This window comes from Klebsiella sp. RIT-PI-d, assembly GCF_001187865.1.
Taxonomy (GTDB): domain Bacteria; phylum Pseudomonadota; class Gammaproteobacteria; order Enterobacterales; family Enterobacteriaceae; genus Superficieibacter.
Genome location: NZ_LGIT01000009.1, coordinates 923,914 through 938,646 on the forward strand (window position 1 = coordinate 923,914; position 14,733 = coordinate 938,646).

The 14,733-nt window shown below is 50.6% G+C and carries 15 protein-coding genes; 11 read left to right on the forward strand and 4 right to left on the reverse strand.

Annotated features, from left to right (window positions below):
* From astE to ves, 3 genes are all read left to right on the forward strand, one after another.
* Nucleotides 1–978: a succinylglutamate desuccinylase gene (gene astE / locus AC791_RS10840; RefSeq protein ID WP_049840449.1), complete on the forward strand. Its 978-nt coding sequence runs from the start codon at nt 1–3 to the stop codon at nt 976–978.
* A gap of 318 nt (nt 979–1,296) precedes the next feature.
* On the forward strand, nt 1,297–1,779 hold the full coding sequence (gene spy, locus AC791_RS10845; RefSeq protein WP_049840450.1) for an ATP-independent periplasmic protein-refolding chaperone Spy: 483 nt from the start codon (nt 1,297–1,299) through the stop codon (nt 1,777–1,779).
* Between the two features lie 280 nt (nt 1,780–2,059).
* Nucleotides 2,060–2,617: an environmental stress-induced protein Ves gene (gene ves, locus AC791_RS10850; RefSeq protein WP_049840451.1), complete on the forward strand. Its 558-nt coding sequence runs from the start codon at nt 2,060–2,062 to the stop codon at nt 2,615–2,617.
* Here the strand turns inward: ves and cho are convergent.
* Complete coding sequence (gene cho / locus AC791_RS10855; protein ID WP_049840452.1) at nt 2,603–3,472, reverse strand: excinuclease Cho; 870 nt, start codon at nt 3,470–3,472, stop codon at nt 2,603–2,605. The two genes, ves and cho, sit on opposite strands and share 15 nt — an antisense overlap.
* A gap of 100 nt (nt 3,473–3,572) precedes the next feature.
* On the reverse strand, nt 3,573–4,400 hold the full coding sequence (gene nadE / locus AC791_RS10860; RefSeq protein ID WP_049840453.1) for an ammonia-dependent NAD(+) synthetase: 828 nt from the start codon (nt 4,398–4,400) through the stop codon (nt 3,573–3,575).
* Nucleotides 4,401–4,641: 241 nt separating this feature from the next.
* Between nadE and osmE the strand changes: the two genes are divergently transcribed.
* The 7 genes from osmE (at nt 4,642) to chbG (ending at nt 10,529) form a co-directional block, all read left to right on the forward strand.
* Nucleotides 4,642–4,983 carry an osmotically-inducible lipoprotein OsmE gene (gene osmE / locus AC791_RS10865; protein ID WP_049840454.1) on the forward strand — a complete coding sequence of 114 codons (342 nt, stop codon included), beginning with the start codon at nt 4,642–4,644 and terminating at the stop codon, nt 4,981–4,983.
* Between the two features lie 305 nt (nt 4,984–5,288).
* The gene (locus AC791_RS10870; protein ID WP_049840455.1) at nt 5,289–5,609 is read left to right on the forward strand and encodes a PTS sugar transporter subunit IIB; all 321 of its coding nucleotides are present in this window, start codon (nt 5,289–5,291) and stop codon (nt 5,607–5,609) included.
* Between the two features lie 81 nt (nt 5,610–5,690).
* Entirely contained in the window at nt 5,691–7,049 is a 1,359-nt protein-coding gene (gene chbC / locus AC791_RS10875; RefSeq protein WP_049840456.1) for a PTS N,N'-diacetylchitobiose transporter subunit IIC, read from the forward strand.
* 48 nt (nt 7,050–7,097) lie between these two features.
* Complete coding sequence (chbA, locus tag AC791_RS10880) at nt 7,098–7,445, forward strand: PTS N,N'-diacetylchitobiose transporter subunit IIA (RefSeq protein WP_049840457.1); 348 nt, start codon at nt 7,098–7,100, stop codon at nt 7,443–7,445.
* A 33-nt stretch (nt 7,446–7,478) separates the two neighbouring features.
* The gene (gene chbR / locus AC791_RS10885) at nt 7,479–8,291 is read left to right on the forward strand and encodes a transcriptional regulator ChbR (protein WP_049840458.1); all 813 of its coding nucleotides are present in this window, start codon (nt 7,479–7,481) and stop codon (nt 8,289–8,291) included.
* Nucleotides 8,292–8,413: 122 nt separating this feature from the next.
* The gene (locus AC791_RS10890) at nt 8,414–9,793 is read left to right on the forward strand and encodes a 6-phospho-beta-glucosidase (protein ID WP_049840459.1); all 1,380 of its coding nucleotides are present in this window, start codon (nt 8,414–8,416) and stop codon (nt 9,791–9,793) included.
* Nucleotides 9,771–10,529, forward strand: a complete 759-nt coding sequence (chbG, locus tag AC791_RS10895; protein WP_049840460.1) for a chitin disaccharide deacetylase — start codon at nt 9,771–9,773, stop codon at nt 10,527–10,529. Before AC791_RS10890 ends, chbG begins: the two co-directional genes overlap by 23 nt.
* 53 nt (nt 10,530–10,582) lie before the next feature.
* On the opposite strand, the gene katE is transcribed toward chbG, so the two are convergent.
* Complete coding sequence (gene katE, locus AC791_RS10900; RefSeq protein ID WP_049840461.1) at nt 10,583–12,841, reverse strand: catalase HPII; 2,259 nt, start codon at nt 12,839–12,841, stop codon at nt 10,583–10,585.
* Nucleotides 12,842–13,037: 196 nt separating this feature from the next.
* On the opposite strand from katE, the gene cedA reads away from it, so the two are divergent.
* Nucleotides 13,038–13,277, forward strand: coding sequence for a cell division activator CedA (cedA, locus tag AC791_RS10905; protein WP_049841603.1), 240 nt, complete (start codon nt 13,038–13,040; stop codon nt 13,275–13,277).
* A 64-nt stretch (nt 13,278–13,341) separates the two neighbouring features.
* Here cedA and AC791_RS10910 read toward each other — a convergent pair whose 3' ends face one another.
* Nucleotides 13,342–14,733: an L-cystine transporter gene (locus AC791_RS10910; protein WP_049840462.1), complete on the reverse strand. Its 1,392-nt coding sequence runs from the start codon at nt 14,731–14,733 to the stop codon at nt 13,342–13,344.

The window sequence follows — 14,733 nt, forward strand, 5'->3', positions numbered from 1 at the left end:
ATGAAGCATCTTTTGGCAGCAACGCTGGCTGATGCGCCACCGCTGGCAACACGGGGCGAAACGCCGCATTTTCACTGGCGCTGGCTGGGGGAGGGGATCGTCGAGTTAACGCCGCATCTCCCGGTATCGCAGGCGCTGGTACTCTCTGCCGGTATTCACGGCAATGAAACTGCGCCGGTTGAAATAGTGGATCAGTTGCTGAAGGCGCTGTTTGCCGGGGAGATTACTCTGCGCTGGCGACTGCTGGTGATTCTTGGTAATCCAGCCGCGCTGCGGCTGGGTAAACGCTATCTGGCAGCCGATCTTAATCGCATGTTTGGTGGCCGCTGGCAGCAGTTTCCGCACTCTGATGAAACGGTGCGCGCCGTACGGCTTGAAGAAACGGTCAGTCGTTTCTTTCAGGAGGATGAGCGGGCACGATGCTGGCATCTGGACTTGCATACTGCAATCCGCGGTTCACATCATCTGCGCTTTGGTGTCCTGCCCGCACGAGCCGCACCCTGGGATACCTCTTTTTTACAGTGGCTGGCGGCGGCAGGTCTGGAAGCGCTGGTCTTTCACCAACATCCGGGCGGCACCTTCACCCATTTCAGTGCAGAACACTTTGCCGCACAGGCGTGCACGCTTGAACTGGGTAAGGCGCTGCCGTTTGGTGAGAACGATCTCTCGCTGTTTGCCACCACTGGCCGGGCACTGGCCCGACTGCTCGGCGGGGAAATGGCGGAACAGGATTGTTCACCGCCGCTGTGCTATCAGGTGGTACAGCAAATCACCCGTCAAGATGCCAGATTTACACTGCACATGTCGGCTCAAACGCTGAATTTCACTCCCTTTGCCCCCGGTACGCTTCTGGCGGAGGAGGGAGAATATGCCTGGCACGTTGGCGACGTTGAAGAGTATGTTTTATTCCCTAATCCTGACGTCGCACCGGGATTACGGGCGGGTTTAATGTTACAACGAATACCTGCGCCCGATTAAAATTTACCCGGCCATGAATTAATTATTCATGGCCGAAATCATCCGCCATGAGTTATACAGATTTATCCTGGTAAAATGCTTTATTATTAATCTGCGTTAATTTATACTTCTGCACAATGCCTTCTTAATCAGTCAATTAACTATTTTTGTTATTGTTCTCCATCTTTTTTTCATATTTCCTCCATAATTGATGAAAAATTGCTTTTTTCACTTTCAATGCTTTACTCTTACACTGATTTATTGACGATAAAGCGCGTACAGTTAATATCGTCAACACGGCAAACAGCCGAAAGAATAACTGAAAGAAAGGATAAAACCATGCGTAAATTAACTGCTTTGTTTGTTGCTTCTACTCTGGCTTTTGGTGCGGCTAATCTGGCCCACGCGGCGGATACCACTGCAGCACCGACCGCAGTGAAAACTGCGCCGCAGCATAAAGGTCCGATGGGACCGCATCACGATATGATGTTTAAAGATTTGAATCTGACCGATGCGCAGAAACAGCAGGTTCGCGACATCATGAAAGCCCAGCGCAGCGAAATGAAGCGTCCGCCGGTTGAAGAGCTGCGGGCAAACCATGCGTTGATTGCCAGCGATAGCTTCGACAAAGCGAAGGCTGAAGCGCAAATCGACAAAATGGCGGCCCAGCACAAATCACAAATCCTGGCCCGAATGGAAGCTCAGAACAAAATCTATAACATTCTGACCCCGGAACAGAAGAAGCAATTTAATGCTAATTTTGAGAAGCGTCTGACAGAACATCATGCGCAAGACGGTAAAATGACCCCGCCAGCTGAATAATTCAGCCGACAACATTCAAGACCGCCGGTCTTGTCCATAGCCTTACGGGCGGTGGGCAGGCCCGGCGGTTTTTTTATGACTGGATCCTGCCTGTTACCACAACATTTTTTCGCCTGAAAGCGGACCTTCTTCATTTTATTGGCATTTTTTTTTCATTTCGCCATAAGGTATTGCTAAGGCCAGCTGCTTTGCTGCCGATAATTGACCCTGATCTGATAACAATATGCCACCGCGCATCCCCGGCGGAATGGCAAATCGACGGTGCCTTTCAGGAGTGATGATGGATTATTTTGATATGCGCAAAATGCCGGTTAATTTATGGCGCAACGGTGCCGGTGAAACGCGCGAACTGTGTTGCTTTCCGCCCGCAACCCGCGATTTCAACTGGCGCGCGAGTATCGCCTCAATTGCAGCCAATGGCGAATTTGCCGTTTTCCCGGGCACCGAGCGAGTCATTACGCTGCTTGAAGGCGGAGAGATGACCCTGGATGCAGGAGGCGAATTTCGTCATACGCTGCGCCAGTTTCAGCCGTTTCGCTTTTCCGGCGAGCAGGCGGTACGCGCGCATCTTACGCAAGGGCGCATGTCGATGGATTTTAACGTGATCACCCGCCGCGACCGCTGTCAGGCGAAAGTGCGGGTAGCCGATCGATCGTTTACTACTTTCGGCTCACGCGGTGGTGTGGTATTTGTGCTGACGGGAGCCTGGCAGCTCGGCGACAAACTGCTTACCGCCGAGCAGGGCGCATACTGGCAGGAGGGTTGCCATACGCTGCGGCTGCTAAAAAATGAAGGACAGCTTTTGTTTAGCGAAATAACCTGGCTACCGGGACACTAACTCACTGATGTCATAATTACCCGCGATCAGCGGTTTGCAGAGAATTTTATAGCCGTCCTGATCGAACCCGGCAGGCGTTCGTAGCAGTGAGGACGCCTCGTCGGGGCTGTTAACCGACCCCAGCCATAGCCAGTTATCAATAATATGATACTGGGTCATATCCGGGCCGCTTTCTTTCATCGCCACCGGACCTTGCCACGGCCAGCAAACGACCTGCAGACGCACCAGCGCCTCCTGCAACCGCTGATTATGCTCTTCACTACTTTCTTTGCCGCAGCAGGCGCCGGCACAGCGGCCCAGAGCGGAACGAAAGCAGGCGCGTCCACGCGTAACCGACTCCAGACCGAGCAGGCCATAACAGAGCTTGTGCTGATCGGCGATACTTTGCAGCGCACCCAGCGCGGTACGACGGTTGGCAAAAAGACCGTACAGGCCGGGCTGGTGAGAAAAGTCAACGTCGCGGGCGTAAACGACCTGCGGTTTACCGTCCACCATGAGCAGGGAGCAGAGCTGGCGATTGCGGCGCAGGCGTTTATTGAATAGCGGCTGCTGCTCCTTGATCAGCTGCGCTTCCAGCAGCAGCGCACCGACTTCACCCGCCGTACGGATCCAGGTGATCCGTCTGGACTGGCGCAGCATGGCGGCTTCCGCAGGCGTACGTAAATGTGACAGCACGCGGCTGCGAATATTAATGCTTTTGCCTATATAAAGCGGCATTGCTTCGCTTTCACCATGGAAAAAATACACCCCGGGCAGTTTGGGCAGAGCCTCAAGCCAGGGGCGTAAATGTTCGGGATACTCATAAATTGCCGATGTCTCATAATTGAGACGCGGGGCAGAAGGACGCCTGGCCACATTAACTCCTGATACTGTTTACACATACAGTGTAGCAAGATAAACCTGGCGAAAAAAGAGGCAAAATGCAAGGCCGGGTCACATCATGACCCGGCGGCGATTATTTTTTCCAGAAATCGTCAAATACGGTGATTGGCGGGCGACGCTTATGTTCAGTCTTCAGATACCAGCCTTCAATAATGCGTGATGTCCCTTCATCGACGGCTTTGCCCTCAAGATAATTATCAATATCTTCATAGGTTACGCCAAGTGCGGCTTCATCTGGCAGCGATGGCCTGTCATCTTCCAGGTCGGCTGTCGGCAGTTTTTTATACAGATGCTCCGGGCAGCCCAGCTGGGCCAGCAGCTGTTTACCCTGACGTTTATTCAGGCGAAACAGCGGGTTAATATCCGTGCCGCCATCGCCATACTTGGTGAAAAAACCGGTCAGTGCTTCTGCGGCATGGTCAGTACCGACCACCACACCTTTAGTCATTCCCGCGATACTGTATTGTGCTTTCATGCGTTCGCGAGCTTTTTCATTACCGCGGACAAAGTCGCTCAATTCAATACCTGCCTCACGCAGTGCCTGCTCGCTGGCCAGCACTGCGCCTTTGATATTGACCGTCAGCACGCGATCGGGCTGAATAAAAGCAATGGCATCCTGGCAATCCTGTTCATCAGCCTGCACGCCATAAGGCAGACGGACTGAGATAAATTGCAGATCGTCAGCGCCGCCTTCTGCCCGCAGTTCACTGATGGCTAATTGACTCAGTTTTCCGGCAAGCGTCGAATCCTGGCCGCCGCTGATCCCCAGTACCAGCGTTTTAATAAAGGGATAGGTCGTTAGATAGGACTTAAGAAAATCGATGCTGCGGCGAATCTCTTCCTGCGCATCAATTTGTGGTTTAACGCCTAGCGTACGAATAATGTCTTGTTGCAGAGCCATGTCACCCCCGTAAGTAAATGTAATCAGGTCATCAACAATTCTGGACGATACCTTAAACCTACCTCCTCAGCGCTAAAACGACAACATCTGGGCGGCGAGTGTGAGCTAATTGATGCATTTTCGGCCTCATCCGCTGTTTATTAAGGATTTTTCCGAAAGACCGGAGATTTTCACCGTCAGGTTGATAAATCCGGATATCTATTCCAGGCTTATAACACGCTGATAAACAAGAGGACGGAATATGAATAAGAATGTAGCAGGAATTTTAAGTGCAGCGGCAGTACTGACCATGTTGGCGGGTTGTACCGCCTACGATCGTACTAAAGACCAATTCACACAGCCGGTGGTTAAAGATATTAAGAAAGGGATGACACGCCAGCAGGTGCAGCAGATTGCCGGCCGTCCTTCTTCTGAAGTGTCAATGGTTCATGCTCGTGGTACTTGTCAGACCTATATCCTGGGTCAACGTGATGGTAAAGCAGAAACCTATTTTGTGGCGCTGGATGATGCGGGTCGCGTGCTCAACTCTGGTTACCAGACCTGTGCCGAATACGACACCGATCCTCAGGCTCCAAAGCAGTAAGTCTCTCTTCCTGCCCAGGACAAAAGCAGAAACCGGCGCACATGCCGGTTTCTGCTTTTTAGTATTTCCTTAAAATTTTGGCTCCCCGGCTTTTTTAACGACGCGAATTATTTGGTCGAAATGTGAGGGCTGTCAAAGCCACAGGTCAATGGGAGACAATTTATGTGTCTCACGCATTATCATCCTCTTGTCGAAAATCGTATACTTCGTTCAGGCACCGCAATATCATTTACTATTGCCAGTGATGGCGAATCAGATTAATAATTCGACGCATAATGTTTGTTCGTAAAATTATGGAGGGTTTTATGGAGAAGAAAAGAATTTATTTGTTTTGTTCCGCAGGGATGTCCACTTCGCTGCTGGTATCCAAAATGCGTGCTCAGGCAGAAAAATATGAAGTACCGGTGATAATAGAGGCCTTCCCCGAGTCGCTGGCCGCAGATAAAGGTCCTGAGGCAGATGCCATTTTACTCGGCCCACAAATTTCTTATATGTTAGCGGATATTCAAAAAGCTGTTCCTGGTAAGCCTGTTGAAGTTATTGACTCTATTTTGTATGGCAAGGTTGATGGATTGGGTGTGTTAAAATCTGCCGTTGCCGCAATTAAAAAAGCAGCAGTGCATTAATTTTATTTATTTTTCCCGTCAAAGAGTAATTTCACATTTCATCGCCGCAGTATTTTATTGCGGCATTACAGGATGCTATTTATGAGCAGAGCGATTGATTCACTTGAAAGGGTTCTCCTTCCCTTTGCTGTGAAATTGGGCAAGCAAGTCCATGTTAATGCAATCAAGAATGGCTTTATTCGTTTAATGCCGCTGACGCTTGCCGGTGCAATGTTTGTTCTAATTAATAACGTGTTCTTAAGTTTTGGACAGGGATCGTTTTTTTATTCATTGGGTATAAGACTTGACGCATCGACAATTCACACATTAGATGGATTTAAGGTTATTGGTGGCAGCGTCTATAACGGTACGCTGGGTATTATGTCACTGATGACACCGTTCTTTATTGGTATGGCGCTGGCAGAAGAACGAAAAGTCGATCCGCTGGCGGCAGGCTTACTGTCTATAGCCGCCTTTATGACCGTCACGCCGTTTAGCGTGGGGGAAGCCTACGCCGTTGGCGCTAACTGGCTGGGTGGACAAAACGTTATCTCCGGTATCATTATTGGTCTGGTGGTAGCAGAAATGTTCACCTTTATTGTCCGCCGCAACTGGGTGATTAAATTGCCGGACAGCGTGCCGGCCTCCGTTTCCCGATCTTTTTCTGCACTCATTCCAGGCTTTATTATTCTGCTCATTATGGGCTTTGTTGCCTGGGGCCTGACCCTTATCGGCAGCAACTTCCATCAACTCATTATGGACGGCGTCTCTAAACCGCTGGCGTCCATGGGGAGCGTAGTGGGCTGGGTATACGTGATATTCAACGCGCTGCTGTGGTTCTTTGGCGTTCACGGTGGGCTGGCGCTGACCGCGCTCAACAGCGGTATCCTGGGGCCGTGGGGCATGGAAAACATGGCGACCTACACTCAGTTTGGTTCAGTTGAAGCGGCTATTGCAGCCGGTAAGTCCTTCCATTTCTGGACCGGGCCAATGCTTGAATCCTATATCTTCCTCGGGGGGACGGGGGCCACACTGGGTCTTATCTTCGCCATTTTTATCGCTTCACGTCGTGCCGATCACCGTCAGGTGGCGAAGCTGGCGTTGCCATCAGGGTTATTCAATATTAACGAACCGATTTTGTTCGGCATGCCAATCATCATGAACCCGCTGATGTTAATCCCCTTTGTCCTTATTCAACCGATTCTGGCCGGTATCACGCTGGCAGCGTATTCACTGCATCTGATTCCACCCTCAACGAACTTTGCCCCATGGACTATGCCGCCTGGGCTCGGCGCGTTCTTTAACTCTAACGGCAGTATCGGCGCACTTATTCTGGCGTTATTCAACCTTGGGGTTGCCACCCTGTGTTATCTGCCATTCGTTATCATCTCCAACAAAGCACAGGCCGCGATCGAGGAAGAAGAAAGCGAAGAAGATATTAAAAACGCACTGTCATTTTAATCCCACGAGGAGCGGGATACCCCCGCTCCTGACGTAAAGGAAAAGAGTATGTTTGACGTAGAAGAGATTGTAGATACTGATACCGAAGCTGATGAACTGGAAGAAGTGGTGATGGGGCTGATTATTAATTCTGGTTCCGCGCGTAGCCAGGCGTACGCAGCGCTTAAAAAAGCGAAGCAGGGCGATTTTGTTGCCGCGCATGAGATGATGGCGCAATCGCGCCTGGCGCTCAATGAGGCGCATCGGGTACAGACTCAACTGATTGAAAGCGATCAGGGGCTGGGGAAAATGAAAGTAAGCCTGGTGCTGGTACATGCTCAGGATCACCTGATGACCTCCATGCTGGCACGCGAGCTGATTGCCGAACTGATTGAGCTACATCAGAAAATGCAATAGGCTACCATGACGACCGGGCAACAGGAGAGTGCGATGGAAATCAAAACGGTACGCGCAAGCCAGTTTATGAACAATGAAGATTTTCATATGTTCATATTTGATAAGGTAGAGAGCGTGAGTGGATTACATCAGCACGACTATTACGAGTTTACCATTGTCCTGACCGGAAGCTGCTATCAGGAGATCAACGGCAAACGTGTACTGCTGGAGAGAGGTGATTTTGTCTTTATTCCCGTCGGCTCTCATCATCAGACGTTTTATGATTTTGGCATGACGCGTATTTTAAATATGGGGATCCGCCGTTCGTTCTTCGATGAGCACTATCTTTACCTGTTGCCGTTTTGCTTCGTGGCGTCACAAAAATATCATATACAGAAGCAATTTCTGACCTACATCGAATCGGTGATCGCCTCGCTGGACTTTTGCGATAATGAATTTGATGAGTTTAACAAGCTACTGGCTTTTTATGTCGTCAACCGCTTACAGCATTTTAAAGAGCAAATAGAAGATGATGATATACCCGTATGGCTCAGGCGAACGGTAAAAGAAATGCATGATAAAGCCATGTTTGGTGAGAATGCGCTGGAGAAAATGATTACGGTTTCAGGCAAGAGCCAGGCTTATCTGACGCGCTCTACGCAGAAATACTATAATAAAACACCAGTGCAAATTATTAATGAGATCCGAATTAATTTCTGCAAGAAGCAGCTGGAAACGACTAATTTCTCGGTAGCCGATATCGCTTATGATTCCGGATTCAGCAGTCCCTGTATTTTTATTAAAACATTTAAGAAATTAACCGCGTTTACGCCAGGCTCGTATCGTAAGCAACACTGTAGTCAGTAAACGTAACGCTTTTCTGAAAGCGAATAATCATCGTCTGAATTTTTATATTAATTTCAATCCATGAATAATGGGTTCCGTGAAATAATTAAGCGACAGTAATCATTTACTGGACGGGAGTTTATATGAAAACGTTAAAAGTGGTCACCATTGGTGGTGGCAGCAGCTATACCCCGGAATTACTTGAAGGTTTTATTAAACGCTATGATGAATTACCGGTCAGCGAACTATGGCTGGTCGATGTAGAAGAGGGGCAGGAGAAACTCGATATTATTCATGCCCTGTGTCAACGAATGGTCGAAAAAGCCGGTGTGCCGCTGAAAGTGTTCAAGACGCTGGATCGTCGTCAGGCGCTACAGGGTGCCGACTTTGTAACAACCCAACTCCGCGTTGGCCAGCTTAAAGCACGTGAAAAGGATGAAAGTATCCCGTTAAGTCACGGCTATCTGGGGCAGGAAACCAACGGTGCCGGCGGTTTATTTAAAGGTCTGCGTACTATCCCGGTTATTTTCGACATCATTAAAGATGTTGAAGAAATTTGCCCGCAGGCATGGATTATTAACTTTACCAACCCGGCCGGGATGGTTACGGAAGCCGTATACCGCCACACCAATTTTAAACGCTTTATTGGCGTTTGTAATGTGCCCATCGGGATGAAAATGTTTGTCCGCGATGTACTAAAACTGGAAGAAAGCGACGATCTGTCTGTCGATCTCTTTGGTCTTAACCACATGGTCTTTATTAAAGACGTGCTGGTGAACGGCCAGTCGCGTTTTGCCGAGCTGATTGACGGCGTGGCATCCGGCACCCTGAAGGCAAAAACCGTCAAAAATATCTTTGGCCTGCCGTTTAATGAGGGACTGATCCGGGCGCTCAATTTGCTGCCGTGCTCTTATTTGCAGTACTATTTCAAACATAAAGAGATGTTAGCGATTGAAATGGCTGAGTTTTATAAAGGCGGTGCCCGCGCTCAGGTGGTACAGCAGCTCGAAAAAAAGCTTTTCGAGTTATATAAAGACCCCTCCCTGGACACCAAACCGACGGAGCTGGAACAGCGTGGCGGTGCCTACTATTCAGATGCAGCCTGTGAAGTTATAAACGCCATTTACAATGATAAGCACACTGAGCACTACATCAATATTCCGCATCAGGGCAGCGTGCAAAATATTCCGTCGGACTGGACTGTTGAGATGACCTGCCTGCTTGGCAGTGACGGCGCAACGCCGCACCCGCGTATTACCCATTTCGATGAAAAAGTCATGGGCCTGATTTATTCGATCAAATGCTTTGAGATCGCAGCCAGTAAGGCGGCACTTAGTGGGGAATTCAACGACGCGCTGCTGGCACTGAATGTAAATCCGCTAATGCGTTCCGATAATGATGCAGAAGTACTGGTGCGTGAGTTGCTGCTGGCGCATCAGCAACATCTTCCGCAATTCGCCACGGCCATTGCCGCGCTTAACGCACCACAGGAGGCACCTCATGAAACGTCTGTTAATCGTTAATGCTGATGATTTTGGGCTAAGCAAAGGCGTGAATTATGGTGTGATTGAGGCTGCGCGTAATGGCGTGGTGACCTCTACCACCGCCATGATGAACGCTCCAGCGGTGGAACATGCCGCTGAGCTGAGCGCTCGCTGTCCTGAACTTGGAGTAGGAATGCATTTCGTTCTGAGCTTCGGTCGCCCTCTGACGAATATGCCATCGCTAACCCGCGACGGAATGCTCGGCAAATGGATCTGGGAAGTGGCAGAGCAGGGCGCGCTGGATTTGCATGAAGTTGAACGTGAGCTGGCCTGTCAATATCAGCGCTTTTTAGCTGTTTTTGGCCGTGCTCCGACCCATATTGATAGCCATCATCATGTTCACTTGATCCCACAAATTTATCCGGTAGTGGTGAAATTCGCCCTGGAAAAAGGACTGCCAGTACGTATTGATCGTGAGGTAGTGGCAAAGCACCGGCTGGCGCTCAGTGATGAGCGCAGCAGTGAGGGATTCGCCAGCGATTTCTATGCGCAGAACGTCAGCGAAACGTTTTTTATTGATATTCTGGATCGGGCTATAGCGCGCGGTGATACCTCGCTGGAAGTGATGTGTCATCCGGCTTTTATCGATAAAGCACTTCAGGAGAGTCAATACTGTATGCCACGGCTGGATGAATTTGCCGTTCTGACCGCGCCAACGCTGAAAGCGGCGATTACCGCACGCGGCTTTACGCCAGCAAATTTTAGCGATTTATAAAAAAATAAAACCGCAGCATCCGCGCTGCGGTTTTTTGTGCACCAGAAGGTATCTTATGCCGGAATAGTGGCGATTTTGCTGCTACGGGACCAGACCCGATGCGCCGCGAGCAGAGTAATAAGTTCTTTTACTGTCGCCGCAGAAATAGCGTCAGCTTCAACAATTCCCTCTTCACCCTGCGCATCCACATTCAGGATCGTCTTGAACTGGCGAGCATCGCCTGCCAGAACGATAGGCTTGAGGTGCTTATACGCTTCCAGCAGATAGTAATTTGCATCTCCGCTGGCTTTCAAGCTGCTTAAATCGCCGCCAGGGACAATGACTGCATCTACCGTCAGTGATGGCGCACCGGCGAAGGTCGCCATAATGTTAATCGCTGAGCCATCGTCGGCTTGGATCTCGCCCATGCGGGAATAAAGCAGTTTGGCGTGGATACCTTCCGCTTTCAGTCCTTTTAACAGAGTCAGCAGGTCGGCCGCCTTTACCTTGTCGTTTAGCAGCACACCTACCACGCGACCCTTAACGCTACCGCCCGGGATGGCGTACAGGCTTAAGGAGGCATCTTTTTTCAGACCGTTAACATCCGCAGGCGGCGTAACCGCAAGTTGCTCATCCGTCAGGGTCAGCCCCAGATTTTCTGCAACTGCCTGTGCCAGTTTAAGATCGATGCGTACCAGTTGATCGACCACCCGCTCGCGGATATACGGACGGGCAACTTTGCCTAGCTCAAAGCTAAAGGCATCAATGATATGCTGTTGCTCAAACGGCGTCTGGCTGTTCCAGAACAGGCGCGGATGAGAGTAGTACTCATTAAATGACGGGCTGCGCTCACGCACTTTGTTTCCGTCAACACGCTCCTGATAACTCTCAAAACCGCCGCGTTTAGCCGCAGGCGGCGTCTCACGCGGCCAGTTATCGTTAATTGAGTTCGGTTCGTAGTTCGCCGGATTGGTATCAATATCCATGCGGTGCATCCCGTCACGCTGGAAATTATGATACGGGCAGGTCGGGCGGTTAATCGGGATTTCGTGGAAGTTTGGCCCACCGAGGCGGCTGATCTGCGTATCGGTATAGGAGAATAAACGCCCCTGAAGTAGCGGATCGTTAGTAAAATCGATGCCCGGCACAATATGACCCGGATGAAAGGCGACCTGCTCGTTTTCGGCAAAGAAGTTGTCCGGGTTACGGTTCAGTACCATTTTACCGACCAGCTGTACCGGGACCAGTTCTTCAGGGATCAGTTTAGTCGGGTCGAGAAGATCGAAATCAAATTTAAACTCGTCTTCCTCCGGGATCAACTGGAAGCCCAGTTCGAATTCCGGGTAATTACCTGCCTCGATAGATTCCCACAGCTCGCGGCGATGGAAGTCAGGGTCGCGACCAATCAGTTTTTGTGATTCGTCCCAGACCATGGATGCTTTACCGGCCACCGGTTTCCAGTGAAAACGTACAAATGTGGCTTTACCTTCGGCATTAATCAGTCGGAAAGTATGAATGCCAAAGCCTTCCATGGTGCGCAGGCTGCGCGGCAGGCCACGGTCTGACATCGCCCAGATAACATTGTGCAGGGTTTCAGGTTGCAGCGAGATGTAATCCCAGAAGGTATCATGGGCTGAGGCACCCTGCGGGATCGCCCAGTGTGGCTCAGGTTTTACCGCATGGACAAAATCCGGGAATTTATGCGCATCCTGAATAAAAAATACCGGCGTATTGTTACCCACTAAATCGAAGATGCCTTCTTCAGTGTAAAATTTCGTCGCGAAGCCACGGATATCACGCACGGTATCAGCCGATCCCGCGCCGCCCTGGACGGTTGAAAAACGCACAAATACCGGCGTTTTCTTTTGCGGATCGCTGAGAAAGTCAGCTTTAGAGATATCACTGAGATCTTTATAAGGCTGGAAGTACCCATGCGCCGCAGAACCGCGGGCGTGAACGATACGCTCAGGAATACGCTCATGGTCAAAATGGGTGATTTTTTCGCGCAGGATAAAGTCTTCCAGCAGCGTTGGCCCACGGTTTCCGGCACGCAGTGAGTTTTGATCGTCAGAAATTTTCACGCCCTGATTGGTAGTCAGCGCCTGATTTTCACTGTCCTTACGGAAAGTCTCCAGCGCCGTCAGTTTGTCACTCTCAACGTCGGGGGCTTTCAGACTGCCCGGGGCGGTTGGCTGCTCGCCAGGGGCCGTAGGTTTAGGGTCCGGTTGATGGGAACCATCCTGTGGCGCCAGAGAGTCCAGACCTGGTTGTGATTGTTTCTCATCATGAACGGGAGAAGTGTGATTATTGCTCTTTTTATCATCTTTCGACATTGCATAAGCCTCTTGTTTTCATTTCTGAAAATGGTCGTTCTTAATGTAAAAAACCCCTCTAACTATAGAACAATCTCAGATCCAGGTATGACTTAAGGCAAACTCAATGCCACAATCTTTCAACAACGCGACGCCAGAGGGTAATTTCGGATATCATAGTCTCTTTGTTTCTGCCCTTTTAGTGAATGAACCGCTTATGAAAACACTTCGACAACAAAATCGTCCTGTCATCAGCTACGTGCCGCGTATTGAACCCGCGCCGCCTGAACATGCGGTCAAGATGGAGGGTTTTCAGGACGTGTGGATTTTACGCGGTAAATATGTTGCGTTCGTGTTTACGGGCGAGACTTTTGCACGCTCTCAGGCGTTTACTATTCCTGAGTCCGCGCAGCGCTGGGCGACGCAGATGCGCCAGGAAGAAGATATTACAGAGTAAAATAGAATGCGCCCGGCGAACCGGGCTGGGGCATTGTAGCCGGGCAGAGCGCCCGGCCTGACGTTTAACGATGAGCCAGCTCGACTTCTTCTTCGCTGTTCATAATGCTTTTATCCGTCTGCTTCAGCCACTGGCTGGTAAGCGTTCCGGCGGTCATCGATCCGCTGACATTCAGTGCGGTACGACCCATATCAATCAGCGGTTCCACAGAGATCAGCAGGGCCACCAGCGTAACCGGAAGTCCCATTGCCGGCAGGACAATCAGTGCGGCGAACGTCGCGCCACCGCCCACACCGGCTACCCCCGCAGAACTCACGGTGACAATGCCGACAAGCGTTGCAATCCACATCGGATCTAACGGGTTAATACCTACGGTAGGCGCAACCATTACCGCCAGCATCGCCGGGTACAGGCCGGCACAGCCGTTCTGACCAATGGTGGCACCGAACGAGGCTGAGAAGCTGGCTATGGATTCCGGTACGCCCAGACGACGCGTTTGCGCTTCAACATTCAGCGGAATGCTTGCTGCGCTGGAACGGCTGGTGAAGGCGAACGTGAGTACCGGCCATACTTTGCGGAAATAGCGCAGCGGGCTGACCCCGTTTACGCCCAGCAGAATGCCATGAACCACAAACATAATGGCCAGGCCCAGATAGGACGCGACAACAAAGCTTCCCAGCTTAATGATATCCTGCAAATTAGAACCGGCCACCACTTTAGTCATTAGCGCCAGCACACCGTATGGTGTTACCTGCATCACCAGGCGGACCAGTTTCATTACCCAGCTTTGCAGCGTATCGATGGCGGTTAATACGCGCTGACCTTTGGCAACGTCATCTTTCAGCAGCTTCAGTGCCGCCACGCCGAGGAAGGCGGCGAAAATTACCACGCTGATGATGGAGGTGGGATTAGCACCCGTGAGATCGGCAAAAGGATTCTTCGGAACAAAAGAGAGAATAAGCTGAGGCACGCTCAGATCGGCCACTTTCCCCGCATAGTTACTCTCAATGGCACTCAGACGCGCCGTCTCCGCCACGCCCTGAACCAGCCCCTGGGCTGAAAGACCGAACAGGTTGGTGACCAGCACGCCGACGAGCGCGGCAATAAGGGTGGTAAAGAGCAGGGTGCCGATAGTCAGTACGCTTATTTTACCCAGCTGTGCAGCGTTATGCAGGCGGGCAACGGCACTCAGAATTGAGGCAAATACCAGAGGCATCACGATCATCTGTAGCAGCTGAACATAGCCATTACCGACGATATTGAACCACTGAATAGAGCTTTTCAGTACCGAACTGTCGTCGCCATAAATCATCTGCAACGCCAGGCCAAATACCACGCCCAGTACCAGACCGGCCAGCACTTTTTTTGCCAGACTCCACTGTTTGTGACGGGTTTGCCCCAGCACAAACAACAAAACGACGAACACGATAATGTTCGCTATCAATGGAAAATTCAT